At 71.2% G+C, this 16791-nt stretch carries 16 protein-coding genes; 6 read left to right on the forward strand and 10 right to left on the reverse strand.

Features of this window, described 5'->3' with window-relative positions:
* Positions 1 to 36 precede the first annotated feature (36 nt).
* Both Actob_RS37625 and Actob_RS37630 read left to right on the forward strand, forming a co-directional pair.
* A complete protein-coding gene (locus Actob_RS37625) occupies positions 37 to 1026 on the forward strand; it encodes an LLM class F420-dependent oxidoreductase (RefSeq protein WP_284916744.1) in 990 nt (329 codons plus the stop codon).
* A gap of 336 nt (positions 1027 to 1362) precedes the next feature.
* Complete coding sequence (locus tag Actob_RS37630; protein ID WP_284916745.1) at positions 1363 to 2061, forward strand: ArsR/SmtB family transcription factor; 699 nt, start codon at positions 1363 to 1365, stop codon at positions 2059 to 2061.
* A 557-nt stretch (positions 2062 to 2618) separates the two neighbouring features.
* On the opposite strand, the gene Actob_RS37635 is transcribed toward Actob_RS37630, so the two are convergent.
* Entirely contained in the window at positions 2619 to 3221 is a 603-nt protein-coding gene (locus tag Actob_RS37635) for a PadR family transcriptional regulator (RefSeq protein WP_284916746.1), read from the reverse strand.
* Positions 3222 to 3344: 123 nt separating this feature from the next.
* Here Actob_RS37635 and Actob_RS37640 point away from each other — a divergent pair, with 123 nt between their 5' ends.
* Positions 3345 to 4184 carry a GNAT family N-acetyltransferase gene (locus tag Actob_RS37640; RefSeq protein ID WP_284916747.1) on the forward strand — a complete coding sequence of 280 codons (840 nt, stop codon included), beginning with the start codon at positions 3345 to 3347 and terminating at the stop codon, positions 4182 to 4184.
* Positions 4185 to 4274: 90 nt separating this feature from the next.
* Here Actob_RS37640 and ispG read toward each other — a convergent pair whose 3' ends face one another.
* The 4 genes from ispG to Actob_RS37660 form a co-directional block, all read right to left on the reverse strand.
* Positions 4275 to 5447 (reverse strand): flavodoxin-dependent (E)-4-hydroxy-3-methylbut-2-enyl-diphosphate synthase, encoded by a 1173-nt coding sequence (ispG, locus tag Actob_RS37645; protein ID WP_284922469.1) that lies wholly within the window; start codon positions 5445 to 5447, stop codon positions 4275 to 4277.
* 14 nt (positions 5448 to 5461) lie between these two features.
* Positions 5462 to 6748 carry a M50 family metallopeptidase gene (locus Actob_RS37650; protein ID WP_284916748.1) on the reverse strand — a complete coding sequence of 429 codons (1287 nt, stop codon included), beginning with the start codon at positions 6746 to 6748 and terminating at the stop codon, positions 5462 to 5464.
* Positions 6748 to 7956: a 1-deoxy-D-xylulose-5-phosphate reductoisomerase gene (dxr, locus tag Actob_RS37655; protein WP_284916750.1), complete on the reverse strand. Its 1209-nt coding sequence runs from the start codon at positions 7954 to 7956 to the stop codon at positions 6748 to 6750. Before dxr ends, Actob_RS37650 begins: the two co-directional genes overlap by 1 nt.
* A gap of 67 nt (positions 7957 to 8023) precedes the next feature.
* Positions 8024 to 8179, reverse strand: coding sequence for a hypothetical protein (locus Actob_RS37660; protein WP_284916751.1), 156 nt, complete (start codon positions 8177 to 8179; stop codon positions 8024 to 8026).
* Between the two features lie 50 nt (positions 8180 to 8229).
* Between Actob_RS37660 and Actob_RS37665 the strand changes: the two genes are divergently transcribed.
* Both Actob_RS37665 and Actob_RS37670 read left to right on the forward strand, forming a co-directional pair.
* Positions 8230 to 9072, forward strand: coding sequence for a YhjD/YihY/BrkB family envelope integrity protein (locus Actob_RS37665; protein WP_407653486.1), 843 nt, complete (start codon positions 8230 to 8232; stop codon positions 9070 to 9072).
* Positions 9069 to 10640 carry a phytoene desaturase family protein gene (locus Actob_RS37670; RefSeq protein ID WP_284916752.1) on the forward strand — a complete coding sequence of 524 codons (1572 nt, stop codon included), beginning with the start codon at positions 9069 to 9071 and terminating at the stop codon, positions 10638 to 10640. The genes Actob_RS37665 and Actob_RS37670 overlap by 4 nt, the downstream gene beginning before the upstream one ends.
* Positions 10641 to 10718: 78 nt before the next feature.
* Here the strand turns inward: Actob_RS37670 and Actob_RS37675 are convergent, their stop codons facing one another.
* Positions 10719 to 12281 (reverse strand): Rieske 2Fe-2S domain-containing protein, encoded by a 1563-nt coding sequence (locus Actob_RS37675; RefSeq protein ID WP_284916753.1) that lies wholly within the window; start codon positions 12279 to 12281, stop codon positions 10719 to 10721.
* Between the two features lie 145 nt (positions 12282 to 12426).
* On the opposite strand from Actob_RS37675, the gene Actob_RS37680 reads away from it, so the two are divergent.
* Positions 12427 to 12663, forward strand: a complete 237-nt coding sequence (locus tag Actob_RS37680) for a DUF2631 domain-containing protein (RefSeq protein ID WP_284916754.1) — start codon at positions 12427 to 12429, stop codon at positions 12661 to 12663.
* Positions 12664 to 12715: 52 nt separating this feature from the next.
* Here the strand turns inward: Actob_RS37680 and Actob_RS37685 are convergent, their stop codons facing one another.
* From Actob_RS37685 to frr, 4 genes are read right to left on the reverse strand one after another with little or no spacing between them, the layout of a single operon-like run.
* Positions 12716 to 13963, reverse strand: a complete 1248-nt coding sequence (locus Actob_RS37685; protein ID WP_284916755.1) for a DivIVA domain-containing protein — start codon at positions 13961 to 13963, stop codon at positions 12716 to 12718.
* A gap of 37 nt (positions 13964 to 14000) precedes the next feature.
* A complete protein-coding gene (gene rlmN / locus Actob_RS37690) occupies positions 14001 to 15176 on the reverse strand; it encodes a 23S rRNA (adenine(2503)-C(2))-methyltransferase RlmN (protein WP_284916756.1) in 1176 nt (391 codons plus the stop codon).
* A gap of 43 nt (positions 15177 to 15219) precedes the next feature.
* Positions 15220 to 16209, reverse strand: a complete 990-nt coding sequence (locus Actob_RS37695) for a phosphatidate cytidylyltransferase (RefSeq protein WP_407653487.1) — start codon at positions 16207 to 16209, stop codon at positions 15220 to 15222.
* Positions 16209 to 16766 carry a ribosome recycling factor gene (gene frr, locus Actob_RS37700; protein WP_284916757.1) on the reverse strand — a complete coding sequence of 186 codons (558 nt, stop codon included), beginning with the start codon at positions 16764 to 16766 and terminating at the stop codon, positions 16209 to 16211. Before frr ends, Actob_RS37695 begins: the two co-directional genes overlap by 1 nt.
* Positions 16767 to 16791: the final 25 nt, after the last annotated feature.

Raw genomic sequence — 16791 nt, forward strand, 5'->3', positions numbered from 1 at the left:
GGACATCACGCCGAACCGGACGGCAGGATCAAGGGCATGTCGATGCGCTGGGGCATGACCGTGCCGCTCGGCGGCGTTCCGCTGGCCGACCACGCCGCCGTCTTCACGGCACTGGCCGATGCCGGGTTCACCGACGCGTGGACCGCCGAGGTGGCCGGGACCGACGCGTTCACCCCGCTCACCCTGGCCGCCGCGTGGGAGCCCCGGCTGCGGCTGGGCACCGCTATCGCGCCGGTCTACACGCGCGGGCCGGGGCTGCTGGCGATGACCGCCGCCGCGCTCGCCGAGACCGCGCCCGGCCGGTTCCAGTTCGGCATCGGCGCGTCCTCGCCGGTGGTGGCCGGCGACTGGAACGCCGCCGACTTCGTGAAACCGTTCGCCCGCAGCCGCGACACGCTGCGCTTCCTGCGCGCCGCGCTGGCCGGCGAGATGGTCGACCGGGAGTTCCCCACCTTCACCGTGAAACGCTTCCGGCTGGAGCGGCCGCCGGCCGTCCCGCCGCGGCTCATGCTGGCCGCGCTGCGCCCGCAGATGCTGCACCTGGCGGCGGCCGAGGCGGACGGCGTGATCCTGAACTGGCTGGCCGCCACCGACGTGCCCACCGCGCTGGCCGAGACCAAGGAGGCCGGGCCGGACTTCGCGGTCGCCACCCGGATCTTCGTGGTACCGACCGACGACGCGGGCTACGCGCGGACGCTCGGGCGGCGACTGATCACGTCGTATCTGACGGTTCCGGCGTACGCGGCGTTCCACCGCTGGCTGGGCCGCGAGGAGATCCTGGCGCCGATGTGGGCGGCGTGGGAGCGCGGCGACCGGAAGGCCGCGCTGGCCGCGATCCCGGACTCCCTGGTGGACGAGCTGGTGGTGCACGGGACGCCGGAGGTGGTGCGGAGCCGGGTCCAGGCGTACGCGGAGGCCGGCGTCACCATCCCGGTGATGGCCCTGCTGCCGACGCCGGAGCTGGAGCGGGGCGGTTTCCCGGCCCTGACCGAGCTGATCGCCGCCCTGGGCCGCCCCGGCCGGTAACCCGCCTTACGCCGCTGCTCTCCCGCGCACGCACACCCTCGCGCACCGTCACTCACCATCGCGCCAGCTCTCCTCACCGCCGCACGCCCTCACCCGGCCACCGCGCCCTCGCCACCGCCGCCGCCCACGCCCGGCCACCGCTTCCCTTCCCACCACCGCCACGCGCCCTCACCCCTCCCCGCACCACTCCACCACGGCCACCGCTTCCCTTCCCGCCACCGCTGCGGGCCCTGACCCGGCCGCCGCACCACCGCTCCTCTGCCCCGCGCCCTCACCCCGTCCCGACCGCGAGTCAGTTCGGTGCGGGCCGAAGTCTCCGGCCGCGACAATGGGCGGATGACTGATGCGGCGGGATTGGCGGCGTTCGCGGCACTCCTGGCCGACCGGACCCGGGCGGCCATGTGCCTGGCCCTGCTCGACGGCCGCGCCTGGACCGCCGGCGAACTGGCCACACACGCCGGCGTGGCCCGCTCCACCGCCACCGAGCACCTGGACCGCCTGATCGCCGGCGGCCTGCTGACCGAGGCACGACAGGGCCGGCACCGCTACGTCCGGCTCGCCGGCCCCGGCGTGGCCGGCCTGCTGGAGGACATCAGCTCCCGGCTGGAACCCGGACTTCCACCGGCTCGCGGCCTACGGGCGGCCACCGCCGACGCCGCCCTGCGCCGGGGCCGGACCTGCTACGACCACCTGGCCGGCCGCCTGGGCGTCGCGGTCACCGACGCCTTGACCGAGGCCGGCCTGCTGGATCAGGCCAACGGGTTCGCCGTCACCGACTCCGGCCTGGCCTGGCTGACCGGCGCGCTCGGGGTGCCGGGCGACCAGCTCCGGCCCGGCCGCCGGCCCCTGGCCCGAGCCTGCCTCGACTGGACCGAGCGGCGTCCGCACCTGGGCGGCCTGGCCGGCGCCCGGCTCTGCGAGACGTTCCTCACCCGCCAGTGGCTGACCCGCATCGGGTCCGGCCGCGCGGTCCGGCTCACCCCGGCGGGCCGCTCCGCCCTGCGCGATCTCCTCCACCTGACCGACCTCGACTGACCCCGCCCCACCCACGCCAGTCCTCCGGCTGGTCGTCACGGTGGTCTCCCGCCCCCGGAGACCACCGTGACGACCAGCCACACCACCGGGCTGGCACCCACGGTGGTGTCACGAGCACGGACACCACCACCACGACCAGCTACACCACCGAGCTGGCACCCACGGTGGTATCACCAACCCCGACACCACCACCACGACCAGCCGCGACGCCGAGCTGGCACCCACAGTCGTGTCACGAGCACGGACACCACCACCACGACCAGCCACACCACCGAGCTGGCACCCACGGTGGTATCACCAACCCCGACACCACCACCACGACCAGCCACACCACCGGGCTGGCACCCACGGTGGTGTCACGAGGGCGGACACCACCGTGACGACCAGCTGAGGACGGGACGGGCCGCGCGGGGCAGCGGGCCCGCACGAGCCGCGCAGCGGTCGTCAGGGGGCCGGGCCCGGCGAGCCGATCGCCACGGGGCTGCCGGTCGTACCGAAAAAGCAAGGACCGCAACCACGAGGGTTGCGGTCCTTGACAGCGGCCTGGGCGAAGCGGCTCACTCGCCGTCGGCGAGGATCGCGTAGAGCTTGCGCTTCGTGTCGTTGAGGACCTGGAGCGCCTTGTCCCGCTGCTCCGGCGTGCCGTTGAAACCGACCTGCTTGAGCGCGCTGAAGATGCCGACCGCCGCGTCGCGGAAGTCCTGCACCTGGTTGAGGGTGTCGTCGCCGAACTGGGCCCACGGCGGGTTCTGCGCGGCGGTCTCGGCCTCGGGGCGGCCGTCGGCGGTGAGCTGGTAGCTCTTGCGGCCGCCGCCCGCCGTCGCCTCGATCAGGCCCTCGTCCTCCAGGAGCTGGAGCGTCGGGTAGATCGAGCCGGGGCTGGGACGCCAGATGCCGTTGGTCCGGGCGTCCAGCTCCTGGATCATCTCGTAACCGTGCATGGGGCGCTCCAGGAGCAGCGCCAGGACGGCCGGGCGGACATTGGGCCGGCCGCGACCGCCGCGACGGCCACCGCCGCCGCGACCGCCGAACTCACCCGGGCCGAACGGGCCGCCGGGACCGAAACCGCCGGGGCCGCCGGGACCGCCGAAGGGGAATCCGGGCGGGAAGCCGAAACCGCGCATGCGACGTCCGTGGTGCCCCTCGTGCTGGAACCTCATGATCTTCTCCGTTCTGTTGTCGATAGTCAGACGATATATCGGCAACGTGTCGGTCGCAAGGCTTTCTGAACTCGTGGGGTTGCCATGCGTGTCGGGGGCCGCGGATCTGGCAATGTGGTAGCTGTGTTGACGGTGCCCATTCGCCAGCTCGGAGAGCCCGAGCGTGCTGCTGTCGAGCGGATCCTGGACGCCGACCCCTACGCGGGCGCACAGATCGCCGAGCGCGTGGCCGCCCACGGGCTGAACTGGTGGCGTTCCGACGGGCGGATCTACGGCTACGACCCGGGCCGCCGGGTCGAGTCGATCATCTGGTCCGGCGCGCATCTGGTGCCGGTCGGTGCCACCGCGCCCGCCGTGGCGGCCTTCGCCGACCTGCTCGGCGCCGAGCCGCGGATCTGCTCGTCGATCATCGGACGGGCCGAGGCGGTGCTCGACCTGTGGGACCGGCTGGGCCCGCACTGGGGTGCGGCCCGCGACGTCCGGCCGAACCAGCCGCTGCTGGTCACCGACCGGGCGCCGATGGTGCCGGCCGATCCCGAGGTGCGCCTGGTCCGGCCGAGTGAGGTGGATCAGCTGTTCCCGGCCGCGGTGGCGATGTACACCGAGGAGGTCGGGGTGTCACCGCTGCAGGACGACGGCGGGCGGGGCTACCGCCGGCGGGTCGCCGAGCTGGTGAAAGGCAAGCGGACCTACGCGCGGTTCGCCGGCGACCAGGTGATCTTCAAGGCCGAGCTGGCGATCATCACGCAGCGGACCACGCAGGTGCAGGGCGTCTGGGTGCACCCGGAGTGGCGCGGGCGGGGCCTCGGGACCGGGGCGATGGCCGCCGTGGTGAGCGACGCGCTGCGGCGGGTGGCGCCGACGGTGAGCCTCTACGTGAACGACTACAACGCCGCGGCCCGGCGCGTCTACCAGAGGTGCGGCTTCGTCTCGGCCGGCTCCTTCGCCACAGTCCTCTTCTGACCCGCCGCGGCAGGCCGCGATCATGCCGGAGGCCCGGGTCCGCCGCGCGGGCCCGGGCCTCCGATCGAACAAGACCGGTTTTCGGTACGGTCAGTGCACCGTGACAGTGGGCCCGGGGAGCAGCTCGCGCAGCTCGTCCGGAAGCTCGGCACCCATCTCGTCGGCGAGCCGGAGCGCCTCCTCGACCAGCGTCTCCACGATCACCGCCTCCGGCACCGTCTTGATGACCTTGCCCTTCACGAAGATCTGGCCCTTGCCGTTACCGGACGCCACGCCGAGGTCGGCCTCGCGGGCCTCGCCGGGACCGTTCACCACGCAGCCCATGACGGCCACCCGCAGCGGCACCGGGAACCCGTCGAGGGCAGCCGTCACCTGCTCGGCGAGGGTGTAGACGTCGACCTGGGCGCGGCCGCAGGACGGGCAGGAGACGATCTCCAGGCCCCGCTCGCGCAGGCCGAGCGACTCCAGGATCTGCTGACCGACCTTGATCTCCTCGACCGGCGGGGCGGAGAGCGAGACCCGGATGGTGTCGCCGATGCCCTCGGCGAGCAGCGCGCCGAACGCGACAGCGCTCTTGATGGTGCCCTGGAAGGCCGGCCCGGCCTCGGTCACGCCCAGGTGCAGCGGGTAGTCGCACTGCTCGGCGAGCTGCCGGTAGGCCCGGATCATCACCACCGGGTCGTTGTGCTTGACCGAGATCTTGATGTCCCGGAAGCCGTGCTCCTCGAAGAGCGAGCACTCCCAGAGGGCCGACTCGACCAGCGCCTCGGCGGTGGCCTTGCCGTATTTCTCCAGCAGCCGCTTGTCCAGCGAGCCGGCGTTGACGCCGATCCGGATCGGGACGCCGGCGCCGGCGGCCGCCCGGGCGATCTCCTTGACCTTGTCGTCGAACTGCCGGATGTTGCCCGGGTTGACCCGGACCGCGGCGCAGCCGGCGTCGATCGCGGCGAACACGTACTTCGGCTGGAAGTGGATGTCGGCGATCACCGGGATCTGCGACTTCTTGGCGATCGCGGGCAGCGCCTCGACGTCGTCCTGGGACGGCACCGCGACCCGGACGATCTGGCAGCCGGCCGCTGTCAGCTCGGCGATCTGCTGCAGCGTCGCGTTGACGTCCGAGGTGAGCGTGGTGGTCATCGACTGGACGCTGACCGGGGCGCCGCCACCGACCAGGACACCACCGACGTTGATCTGGCGGCTCTGGCGGCGCGGGGCCAGCGGCGGCGGGGGGACAGCCGGCATTCCAAGACTGATCGCGGTCATTGAAGTCTCGCCACTCACTTGAAGATCGTAATCGGGTTGATGATGTCTGCGGTCGCGGTCAGCAGGGTGAACGCACCGCCGATCAGGATGACCGCGTAGGTGAGCGGCATCAGCTTGTAGTAGTCGACACGCCCCGGGTCGGGGCGACGGAACCGCTGGTAGAGCCAGGAGCGGGCGCGCTCGAACCAGGCGATCGCGATGTGCCCCCCATCCAACGGCAGCAGGGGCAGCAGGTTGAACAAACCGATGAAGATGTTCAGCGAGATGAAGATCTGCCAGAAGATCTCCGGTACGCCCTTCTCGATCGCCTCGCCGCCGAGCCGGCTCGCGCCGATCACGCTGATCGGGGTGTCCGGGTCGCGCTCGTCGCCGGTGATCGAGTTCCACAGGGCCGGGATCTTCTGCGGGATCCGGGCCATCGCGTGGAACGAGTTCTCCACCATGTACCAGGAGAAGTCGCCGGCGCCCTTGACGGCGGTGACCGGCGTGTAGTGCAGCACGTAGGGCTGATCGGTGTTCCATCCGAGGCCGGCCACCGAGACCGGCGCCGGGGTGCCGTCCGGGTCGTCGAGCGGGGCCCGCTCGTCGGTGATCAGGTTGACCTTGGCGGTCCGGGTCTGACCGTCGCGCTGGAACTCGAAGACGGTCTCGCCCCGCGCCGCCCGGATCGCCCGGGTGAGGTCACCGTAGGTGGCGACCGGCGTGCTGCCGACCTTGGTGATCAGGTCCTGGTCCTGCAGACCGGCCTGTTTCGCGGGCGGCACGACGGCGCCGTTGACGCCCGGCTCGCACTTCTCGCTCGCGGCCTTCTGCGCGGCCTCGTCCAGCGTCTTGAGCACCGACTGCATCGGCAGGCAGTCGCCGACCGAGATGAACGCCGGGGCTTTCGCCTGGTCCTCGGTGGTGGACGGGATGTCGGTGTTCGGCAGGCCGACCGAGATGGCCATCACCCAGGCGCCGGCCAGGGCCAGCATGAAGTGGGTGATCGAGCCGGCGGACATCACGATGGTCCGTTTCCAGACCGGGAACCGCCACATGGCGCGGGGCTGGTCCTCCGGCGCCACGTCGTCGTCCTGCGGCGTCATCCCGACGATCTTGCAGAAGCCGCCGAGCGGGATGGCCTTCAGGCCGTACTCCGTCTCGCCTCTGGTGAACGAGAAGAGTGTCGGGCCGAAGCCGACGAAGTACTTCGTCACCTTCATGCCGAAGCACTTGCCAGTGATCATGTGACCCAGCTCGTGCAGGCTCACCGAGATCAGGATGGTCAGCGCGAAAGCCGCCGTACCAAGCCAGAACGCCATCAGGCTCCTTCAGCCACAGTCGCGATCGTCCGCTGCGCTTGGGCGCGCGCCCAGGCCTCCGCGGCCAGCACGTCATCGACGGTACCCGGCTCCGCGAAATCGGGAGCCGCCGCGAGCACGCGCTCGAGGGTGTCGACGATGCCCAGAAACGGTAGCCGACCGGCGACGAAAGCGGCCACACACTCCTCGTTGGCCGCGTTGAAGATCGCCGGGCGGCAGCGGCCGGCCCGGCCCGCCTCCTTGGCCAGCTCGACCGCCGGGAACGCCTCGTCGTCCAGCGGGCGGAACTCCCAGTTGTGCGCCATCGTCCAGTCGACCGCGGCGGCCGCCCCCGGCACCCGGTCCGGCCAGGCCAGCGCGAGCGCGATCGGCAGCCGCATGTCCGGCGGGCTGGCCTGCGCCAGCGTCGAGCCGTCGGTGAACTCGACCATCGAGTGGATCACCGACTGCGGGTGGACGGTCACCTCGATGTCGTCGTACGGCACCGCGAACAGCTCGTGCGCCTCGATCACCTCGAGCGCCTTGTTCACCATCGTCGCGGTGTTGATCGTGACGACCGGGCCCATGTCCCAGGTCGGGTGCTTGAGGGCGTCCTCGGGCGTGACGTTCGTCAACTCCTCGCGGCGGCGCCCGCGGAACGCCCCGCCGCTGGCGGTCAGCACCAGCCGGCGCACCTCGGCGGCCCGCCCGCCACGCAGGCACTGGGCCAGCGCGGAGTGCTCCGAGTCGACCGGGACGATCTGCCCCTCCTTGGCGATCCGCCGGACCAGCGGCCCGCCGGCGACCAGCGACTCCTTGTTGGCCAGGGCGAGGATCCGGCCGGACTCCAGGGCGGCCAGGGTGGGCCGCAGCCCGAGGCTGCCGACCACGCCGTTGAGCACCACGTCGCACGGCCACCTGGCCAGCTCGGTCATCGCGTCCGGACCGGCCACGATCTTGGGGAGCTTGAAGTCGCCGGAGGACCAGCCCCGCTTCTGCGCCTCGGCGTAGAAGGCCAGCTGCAGATCCTGGACGACGGAGGCCGCCGCGACCCCGACCACCTCGACGCCGAGTTCCAGCGCCTGGGCCGCGAGCAGCGCGACGTTGCCGCCACCGGCGCCGATCGCCACCACCCGGAAGCTCTCCGGGTGGCGACGGACGATGTCGATGGCCTGGGTGCCGATGGATCCGGTCGAGCCGAGCAGGACGAGGTCTCGCATGCCGCCCATCTTCCCGGACCGCCCCGGCTCCGGCGCACTCAGCCTCGGCCGCCCACCCTCGCCAGCGCGAACGCGGTCAGGGCGGTGGCACGATCAGCAGGCCGAGCGGGGCGAGGATCACCTCGAGGATCCGGATGAACCGGAGCCGGCCCCGGAGGAACCGCCGCGCCGCTGTCCGTAGCCGCCGTTCGTCGGCCTCGGCGGTGAACGCGAACAGCGGATCGGCGCTCATGAGATCGCGATCTTAGTGAGCGCGGCGTCGCGGCGGGGTATCTGACGACAGTGCGAATCAGGGTGCCGTCGTTCCGGCTGCTGCGTGGGCGTGATCTGGCGCTGCACGCCGCCGCGATGACCTTCTACAGCGGGATCGCGGTGGTGCCCATCGCGCTGCTGGGCATCTGGCTGACCGGGCTGATCGCCGGCGCCGACCGGGTGCGGAGGCTGACCGGCCGGACCATCGCGGCCCTGCCGGACGAGATCGGCGCGCCGCGGGCCCTGGCCGCGCTGATCGACGCCGGGCTGCATCTCACCCCGCTGCTGGCGCTGGCCAGTCTGCTCCCGGCCACGCTCTACGGCGAGGGGCTGCGCCGGGCGTTCGTCTCGATCTACAAGACGAGCGGCGAGTCGCTGGTCGGCTGGCGTGGCCGGGTGCTCTGGCTGCCACCGCTGGCCGCCACCCCGGCCCTGCTGCTCGCGCTCTTCCTGGCGCTGCCGACGACCAGCTCGCTGTGGATCCGGGGCGGGTGGTGGTCGGTGCTCGGGGTGGTGCTCTCCTTCCTCGCCACCTGGCTGCTGCTCACCCCGGTGGTGATCTGGGTGTTCCGGTACGTCGCGCCGGGCCGGCCGCCGTGGCTGCCCACGGTGCTGATCGGCTCGTTCACCGCCGCCAATCTGGCCGGCTTCCTGCACGGTTTCGTGCTGTTCTGCGCCCTGCCGCTGGACCTGGGCGCGCCGTTCGGTGGATTCGACGCGATCGGTGGGACGATCGCCGTCGGCCTGTGGCTCTACCTGTTCCATACGATCATCCTTGTCGGATTCGCTGCCACACACGCCGTCAAGCCACGGTTATCGGGCGAATCGTCTAGGGCGGTGGACACCAAGGCGAGGTACCGTCGCTCGGCATGACCCCCATTCCCGACCGCGCCGACGTGGTGATCATCGGAGCCGGTCACAACGGCCTGGTCTCCGCGATCCTGCTGGCCCGCGCCGGGCTCGACGTCGTCGTGCTCGAGGCGGCCGGCGTGCTCGGTGGCGCGACCCGCACCGAGCGCCCCTTCCCCAAGGTCCCCGGCCTCGGCCAGTCCACCGGTTCCTACCTGCTCGGCCTGATGCCGCCGGAGCTGCTGCGCACGCTCGACGTGGACATCCCGGTACTGCGCCGGGACCCGCACTACTTCCTGCCCACGCCGGGTCCGGCCGGCTCGCCGTACCTGTTGTTCGGCAGCGACCGCGAGGCCACCCGGCAGCAGTTGGAGACGTTCTTCTCGGCCCGGGACGCGGCGGCCGACGAGGCCCTGGCTGTGGAGATCGGCGCGATCCGGGCCGACCTGGCCCCGGCCTGGCTGGAGGCGCCCGCACCGGTCGAGGAGATCGCCGACCGGCACATCCGGCCGCAGCTGCAGAGCACGTTCCTCGACCTGGTGCGCGGCTCGGTGGCCGACTACCTGGCCCGGTTCGGCTTCAAGAGCGAGCTGCTGACCAGCATGTACGCGGTCACCGACGGCCTGTCCGGGCTGACCGCCGGCCCGGACGACCCGGGCACCGGGCACAACTTCCTGGTGCACAACATGTGCCGGCTGCCCGGCGCGGACGGCACCTGGCTGATCGCCGAGGGCGGGATGGGCACCGTCGCGCGCGTCTTCGCCGACGCGGCGCGGGCCGCCGGCGCCCGCCTGTACACCGGCGCCGAGGTGACCTCGGTGACGCTCGACGGCGGCGCGGCGAGCGGTGTGGTGCTGGCCGACGGGCGCACGGTCGGCGCCCGGGTGGTGCTCGGCAGCTGCGACCCGTACCGGCTGATGTCGCTGGTCCCGGCCGGCACGCTGCCCGCCGACCTGACCGCGCGGATGGCCTCGGTGCGGCGCCCGGGCAGCACCCTCAAGGTCAACCTCGCGCTGCGCGACCTGCCCCGGTTCAGCTGCCTGCCGGCCGGTGCGCCGTCCCCGTTCGGCTCGACGATCCACCTGCTGCCGGGTGCCGGCGAGTCGCCGATGGCCGCGCTGCGCGCGATGTGGGCCCAGGTGCAGGCCGGGGAGCTGCCCGCCACGCCGACCATCGAGTGGTACCTGCACACCACCGTCGACCCGTCGCTGCGGGACGCCGCCGGGCACCACTCCTCCGCGCTGTTCGTGCAGTCGGTGCCGTTCGAGCCGGCCGGCTCATCCTGGGAGGCCGAGCTGCCCGGTTACGTCGAGCGCCTGCTGGCGATCTGCGACAGCTACGCGCCGGGCACCTCCGACCTGGTCGCCGACGTGTTCCCGCTGACGCCGCCGGGCATCGAGCGGCACTTCGGCATCACCGGCGGCCACATCCACCACGTGGACAACACCGTCGCCTTCGACCAGCGGATGCCGTACTTCACCGGCGTCGACGGCCTCTACGCGGGCTCGGCCGGCACCCATCCGGCGGGCAGCGTGATCGGCGCCGCGGGACACAACGTCGCCGTCCGCATCCTCAAGGACCTGGCGACCTGAGACCCTTTTTCGGTACGCGACGAGCCCCGTCCCTGGCTGCCGGCCGGGGACGGGGCTCATCGCGTACGCGAAGGGCTGTCAGTTTTCGGTCTTGTGTGCCCGGATCTTGTGGCCGACGCCGGTGAGGCAGCGGCCGGTGGGCAGGTCGAACTTCCAGCCGTGCAGCTGGCAGGTCAGGACGTCGCCGTCGAGCACGCCGAAGCGGGACAGGTCGGCCTTGAGGTGCGGGCAGCGGCGCTGCACGGTCCAGTCGCCGAACTGGGTGTCCTCGGCGTCGACAGCCTTCTCGTGCTCGTCGTACCAGCCCTCCGCGTACTGCAGGCGCTCCTCGGAGAGGCACTTGAAGAAGGCGTAGACGAACTCGTTGTACTGCCCGATCCGGGCCGCGGAGAAGCGGCAGGAGAGGAAGAGCGAGTTGACCCAGTCGCCCTCGTCGATGTGGATCAGGTGCTCGATCAGGGCGCGGCCGGTCTTGAAGCGGTACCGCACCTTCTCGTCGGCGTAGGGGCGGACCTGCTTGCCGGGGAAGTCGACCACGATGGACTCGACGACCTCGCCGTCCGGGCCGAACGAGTCGGTCAGGTCGAAGCGGACCGGGCCGCCGACGCCGTTCGCCAGATAGATCGACTCTTCGAGCAGGGGCTCGATCCGCTTTTTCAGCTCACCCAACACGTCGATCTCCGGGTGCCGCCAGGACGCCTTCTCCGCCTCGATGATCGGGGCCTTGCGCCGCCGCATCTCCTCGAGGTGGGCGGTCTTGCCGGCGAAGAACTCCTCGATCGGCACCGGGTGCTCGGTCGTCGCCGTCGCGCCGCCGTCGGATAGCTCGGTCACGCTGCCGGGCAGCAGGACGATGCCGTTGGTGCCGCCGACCTTGGCGTACTCCGCCAGGAAGACCGACTGGTCGGGGAAGATGTTGCCCTCGTCACCGTGGATGTCGTTGAACTGCCAGAGGCTGTCGTCGAGGAAGCACGGCGGGCCGGCGATCGGGAAGACGTGGTCGGCCTTCAGGTCGTCGATGTAGCGCCAGGTGCGGTCGAACTGCCGGTCCCGCTTCTGCTTGCCGAACGCGGTCTTCGCGGAATCGGGCAGCTCGTAGACCATCGGGTACCAGATCGCGCCGGAGAACTGCAGCATGTGCGCGTGCACGTGGCCCAGCTCGTTGAACCGGGTCAGGTCGGCCGGGCGGGCGTCGTTCTGGTTCAGCACCCGGATGCCGTCGTGTTCCACCCAGAGCGACGAGTCGCCGATCGGGCCGTCGGTCGGGCTGATCAGCGCCTGGATCATCACCTTCAGGCCGCCGTCGAGCTCGTGCACCTCGTCCGACTTCGTCCGCAGGAAGCTGGTGAAGCCGAGCTCACGCAGCTCGTCCTCAAGCTGGCTGGTCGGGTACTCCGGCAGCAGGACGGTGGCCTTCTTGCTGATGAAACGCTTGAGGTGCTCGGCGTCGAAGTGGTCCCGGTGCAGGTGCGAGACGTACAGGTAGTCGACGTCGCCCAGGGTCTCCCAGTCCAGCTGCGAATTGTCCGGGAACGGGAACCACGAGGCGAAATACGCCGGATTCACCCACGGATCGCACAGAATGCTGCCCGCGGCCGTGTCGATCCGCATGCTCGCATGGCCGGTGCCGGTGATCCGCACTGTGTCGCTCCTCTGGTTCGGCGCTCATCTGTTCGGCAGCGCTTGGTGACCGCATCGAAAGTACAGCCGGGTTGCCGGGTTCCGCCCGGCGACCCCGTGACACACTGAGGAGCGAATCACCGGAAGATCGACGAGGAGGGCCGACGTGTCGGCGTTGGAAGAGCACGAGGACGTCTACGCTCCGGACCAGCTGAAGCCGACCAACCGCCGGCGGGCCCAGCGCGGCGCGATCATCTCGGCGGTGGTCCTGCTGATGTTCTTCTGGGGCAACCAGGAGGGCAACACCGAGAAGGTGTGGCTCGTCGTGATCGCGGTCCTGCTGATCGCCGCCGTGATCGGCGACATCGTCCTGCGTAAGGCCGGTCTGCGGCCGAACGACTGAGCTTGCTAAAGAGGAGGGCCCGCCGGGAGCGGGCCCTCCTCTTTTGTGACCTTTACCGGCGGCCGCCGCGCAGCAGGATGTCCTTGACCTCGCGCAGGGCCGCGTCGACCTCGGCCTCGAAGTACCCGTTCGGCACCAGGCCGAACTGGAGCATGTCGAGGTCGTTCTCGTTCACCGGCATCGGGCCGCGGCCGGTCATCGCCTGCAGGATGCCCTCGAAGAGCCGGTCCACCTGCATCGGGTCGTAACCACTGCCGAACCGGCGCGGCTGGAACGTGCGGCGCAACTGGTCCACCCGGTACAGCTCACCGCCGGGCTCGCCGATCGGCGGGCCCAGGTGGGACTGCTGGGGCGGCTGCGGCTGACCGTAGGCACCGCCGGGCGGTCCCATCGGCGAACCGGGCATGCCGGCCGGCGGCTGCTGCATCGGGCCGGGCATCTGCGGGGCGCCGTAGGGATCGCGCTCCGGCATCCGGATCTCGGCGGTCATGTCCGACCGGCCGTGCCGACCCGGCTCGAAGCCGCCGAACGTGGTGGGCTCGTCGTAGCCACCCTGGTCGTAGCCCTGCGGGGCGTTGCGCTGCGGGAGCTGCGGCTGCGGTGGCTGCTGGGGCTGCCCGCCGTACGTGGTGGGCTCGTCGTACCGGCCGGCGTACGGGTCGGGCTGGGGCATCTGCTGACGCTGCGGCATCTGCGGGGCCTGCGGCGGCATCATCCGGTCGTCGCGGATCGGGGCGGGGATCCGCTCGGTCTGCGCCATGCCCGGGTTGCTCATCGGCGGGCCGCCGAACTGCTGCTGGCCGGGGCCACCGAACTGCTGCTGACCCTGGTTGCCGAACTGCTGCTGGGGCTGCTGCGGGCCGCCGAACTGCGGGCCGCCACCCATACCGGCGCCGGCCATCCCGTTGCGCGACATGCCGCCGCCGGGACCGCCCGGGCCACCCGGCAGGGCCGGCGGGCCGGATCGCTCGATCGAGCCACGGTCGATGGCACCGGACCGCTCCGCGGACAGGCCACCGCGCATCGAGTCGCGCATCGGGTCGACCGGGCGGCCGCCGCGCTCCTCGAACTCGGCGAGCTGCCGCTCGACCCGGTCGAGGTGCAGGTCGACCTGCCACTCGTCATAGCCGCCGAAGCGCACCCGGAAGACGACGTCGTGCACTTCCTGCGCACCGACCGGCGGGCCCACCTGCTCACCGGCCAGGGTCGCCTCGACCCGGTCCAGGAAGGCGTCCACCTCGTCGACCTTGTAGCCCCGGCGCAGTGCGCGCCGCCGGAAACGCTGTCCCTGACTCGTCACAACGTCTCCCACTCCGCTCGCTGGGACCTGCGCCCAGTCACTGTGCCACCTCCGCGTCGGCTGCGACGCCCGCGCCCACCTGCGTCAACTCCCCCGCGGCCAGCTGCCCGCAGGCACCGTCGATCTCCCGGCCCCGGGTGTCGCGCACCGTGGTCGACACTCCGGCCTCCCGCAGCCGCCGGACGAACTCGCGCTCGACCGGTTTCGGGCTGGCATCCCACTTGCTGCCCGGGGTGGGGTTGAGCGGGATGAGATTCACATGGGCCAGCTTGCCGTGCAGTAGGCGGCCAAGCAGGTCGGCACGCCAGGGCTGATCGTTTACGTCCCGGATCAGGGCGTATTCGATGGAGACCCGGCGACCGGTCTGCGCCGCGTAGTCGAACGCGGCATCGAGCACCTCGGCCACCTTCCAACGCTGGTTGACGGGCACAAGCTCATCGCGCAGATCATCATCGGGGGCATGCAGTGACAGCGCAAGAGTCACGGAGAGCTGTTCGGCTATCAACCGGCGCATTGCGGGCACCAAACCCACCGTGGACACCGTGATGTGCCGTTGTGAAAGACCCAGGCCCTCCGGAGCGGGGGTGGTCAGGCGCCGGACGGTCTCGATCACCCGGGGATAGTTGGCCAGCGGCTCGCCCATCCCCATGAAGACCACCCGGGACAGGCGCGGCGGCGAGCCGGTGACCGCGCCCGAGGCGGCCACCCCGGCCAGATAGACCACCTGGTCGACGATCTCGGCGACCGACAGATTGCGGGTCAGGCCCTGCTGTCCGGTCGCGCAGAACGGACACGCCATGCCGCAGCCGGCCTGGCTGGACACGCACGCGGTCACCCGGTCGGGGTAGCCCATCAGCACGCTCTCGACCAGGGCGCCGTCGTGCAGCCGCCACAGCGTCTTGCGGGTGGCGCCGTCGTCGCAGGCCTGCTCGCGGATCGGGGTCAGCAGCGTGGGCAGCAGCTCGGAGGTCAGCTTGTCGCGGGTGCCGGCCGGCAGGTCGGTCATCGCCGCGGCGTCGCGCACGAGCCGGCCGAAGTAGTGGGTGGAGAGCTGCTTGGCCCGGAAGGCGGGCTCGCCGAGGTCGGTCACGGCGCTCTTGCGCGCGGCGAGGTCGAGGTCGGCGAGGTGGCGGGGCGGCATGCTGGGACGGCGACGGGTGGTTACCGCGTCGGGCTGGTCGGGACTGATCGGGATGACCGGAAGAATCGTCATGGCGTATCCAGTCTCCCACGCGCTTCGGCTAGGTCGCCCATGGCTAGTTCGGCGCGATGATCGCGAAAAGCAGGTAGGCGGTGGGGACCGCGAAGAGGATGGAGTCCAGCCGATCCATCAGTCCGCCATGGCCGGGCAGCAGGTTGCTCATGTCCTTGATGCCGAGGTCGCGCTTGAGCATCGACTCGGCCAGGTCACCCAGGACCGCGACGATCGAGAGCACCGCGCCGAACAGCAGGCCGTAGTAGACCGGCACGTCCATCAGGAAGTACAGCAGGGCGCCGCTGCCGATGGCGGACGCGGTGATCGAGCCGGCGAAGCCCTCCCAGGACTTCTTCGGGCTGATCTTCGGGGCCATCGGGTGCTTGCCCAGGAAGACGCCGGCCGCGTAACCACCGGTGTCGGAGAGCACCACGGCGACCACGGTGGCCAGCACCCGCCAGGCGCCGTCGTCCTCGGGGGCCACCAGCATCGCGGCGAAGCTCAGCAGGAACGGCACGTAGATGGCGATCAGGGCGATCGCGGTGAAGTCGCGGCGCAGCGCCTGGACCCCGTCGGCGAGGCGCCACAGGGCCGCGGCGCCGATCGTCACGGCCAGGCCGACGGTGAGCGCGTCGGTGCCCTCGTACCAGGCCAGGCCGGTCATCAGCGCGCTGCCGGCGATCAGCGGGACCAGCGGTGGCCGGGCGCCGATCACCGCTACCGCGCGGGCGGTCTCCCAGACGCCGACCCCGGCGGCGACCACCACCACGCCGAGCAGGGCCGGTGGCCAGACCAGCAGCGAGGCCAGCACCACCAGGCCGAGGCTGAGGCCGACCGCGATGGCGGCGGGCAGGTTACGCCCGGCGCGGCTCTTGCCCTTGTTGTCGCCGCGGCCGGCGCGGCGCTTCCCGGGACCACGCTTGCCCGGCGATTCCTCGGTCATCTTGTCGGGTTCCTGCTCGTCCGCGTGCCAGGCGGGACTCTGGTACGCCGGTGTGGCTGCGGTGTCGTAGCCGGGGGTCTGACCGGCACGCGGATCGAGGTAGGACATCAGACTTCGAGCAACTCGGCTTCCTTGTGCTTCACCAGCTCGTCGACGATCGCGACGTACCGGTGGGTGACGTCGTCGAGCTCCTTCTCCGCCCGACGGCCCTCATCCTCGCCGGTCTCGCCGTCCTTGACCAGCTTGTCGATCTGCTCCTTGGCCTTGCGGCGCACGTTGCGCATGGCGACCCGGCTCTCCTCCGCCTTGGAGCGCGCCACCTTGATCATCTCGCGGCGGCGTTCCTCGGTCATCTGCGGAAGGTGGATGCGCAGCTGGGTGCCCTCGTTGTTCGGGTTGACCCCGAGGTCCGAGTCACGGATGGCGCGCTCGATCGGGCCGAGCTGGGTGTTGTCGTACGGCTTGACGATGACCATGCGCGGCTCCGGGATGCCGACCGAGGCCATCTGGGTCACCGGGGTGGGCGCACCGTAGTAGTCCACCACAATCTTGGAGAACATCGCCGGAGTGGCCCGCCCGGTCCGGATGGCCGCGAACTCCTCCTTCGCGTGCTCGACCGCGCTGTCCATCTTCTCTTCGGCCTCGAAAAGGATTTCCTCGATCACCGGCTCTCCTCGCTCTCTTCAATGG

Origin of the sequence: Actinoplanes oblitus, assembly GCF_030252345.1 — a bacterium.
In the GTDB taxonomy this organism is placed as follows: domain Bacteria; phylum Actinomycetota; class Actinomycetes; order Mycobacteriales; family Micromonosporaceae; genus Actinoplanes; species Actinoplanes oblitus.

Coding starts and splice junctions, on each gene's coding strand:
- Actob_RS37625 (WP_284916744.1), top strand. CDS start 37: ATGTCGATGCGCTGGGGCATGACCGTGCCGCTCGGCGGCGTTCCGCTG.
- Actob_RS37630 (WP_284916745.1), top strand. CDS start 1,363: ATGACTGATGCGGCGGGATTGGCGGCGTTCGCGGCACTCCTGGCCGAC.
- Actob_RS37635 (WP_284916746.1), bottom strand. CDS start 3,221: ATGAGGTTCCAGCACGAGGGGCACCACGGACGTCGCATGCGCGGTTTC.
- ispG (WP_284922469.1), bottom strand. CDS start 5,447: ATGACCGCGATCAGTCTTGGAATGCCGGCTGTCCCCCCGCCGCCGCTG.
- Actob_RS37650 (WP_284916748.1), bottom strand. CDS start 6,748: ATGGCGTTCTGGCTTGGTACGGCGGCTTTCGCGCTGACCATCCTGATC.
- dxr (WP_284916750.1), bottom strand. CDS start 7,956: ATGGGCGGCATGCGAGACCTCGTCCTGCTCGGCTCGACCGGATCCATC.
- Actob_RS37660 (WP_284916751.1), bottom strand. CDS start 8,179: ATGAGCGCCGATCCGCTGTTCGCGTTCACCGCCGAGGCCGACGAACGG.
- Actob_RS37670 (WP_284916752.1), top strand. CDS start 9,069: ATGACCCCCATTCCCGACCGCGCCGACGTGGTGATCATCGGAGCCGGT.
- rlmN (WP_284916756.1), bottom strand. CDS start 15,176: ATGACGATTCTTCCGGTCATCCCGATCAGTCCCGACCAGCCCGACGCG.
- Actob_RS37695 (WP_407653487.1), bottom strand. CDS start 16,209: ATGTCCTACCTCGATCCGCGTGCCGGTCAGACCCCCGGCTACGACACC.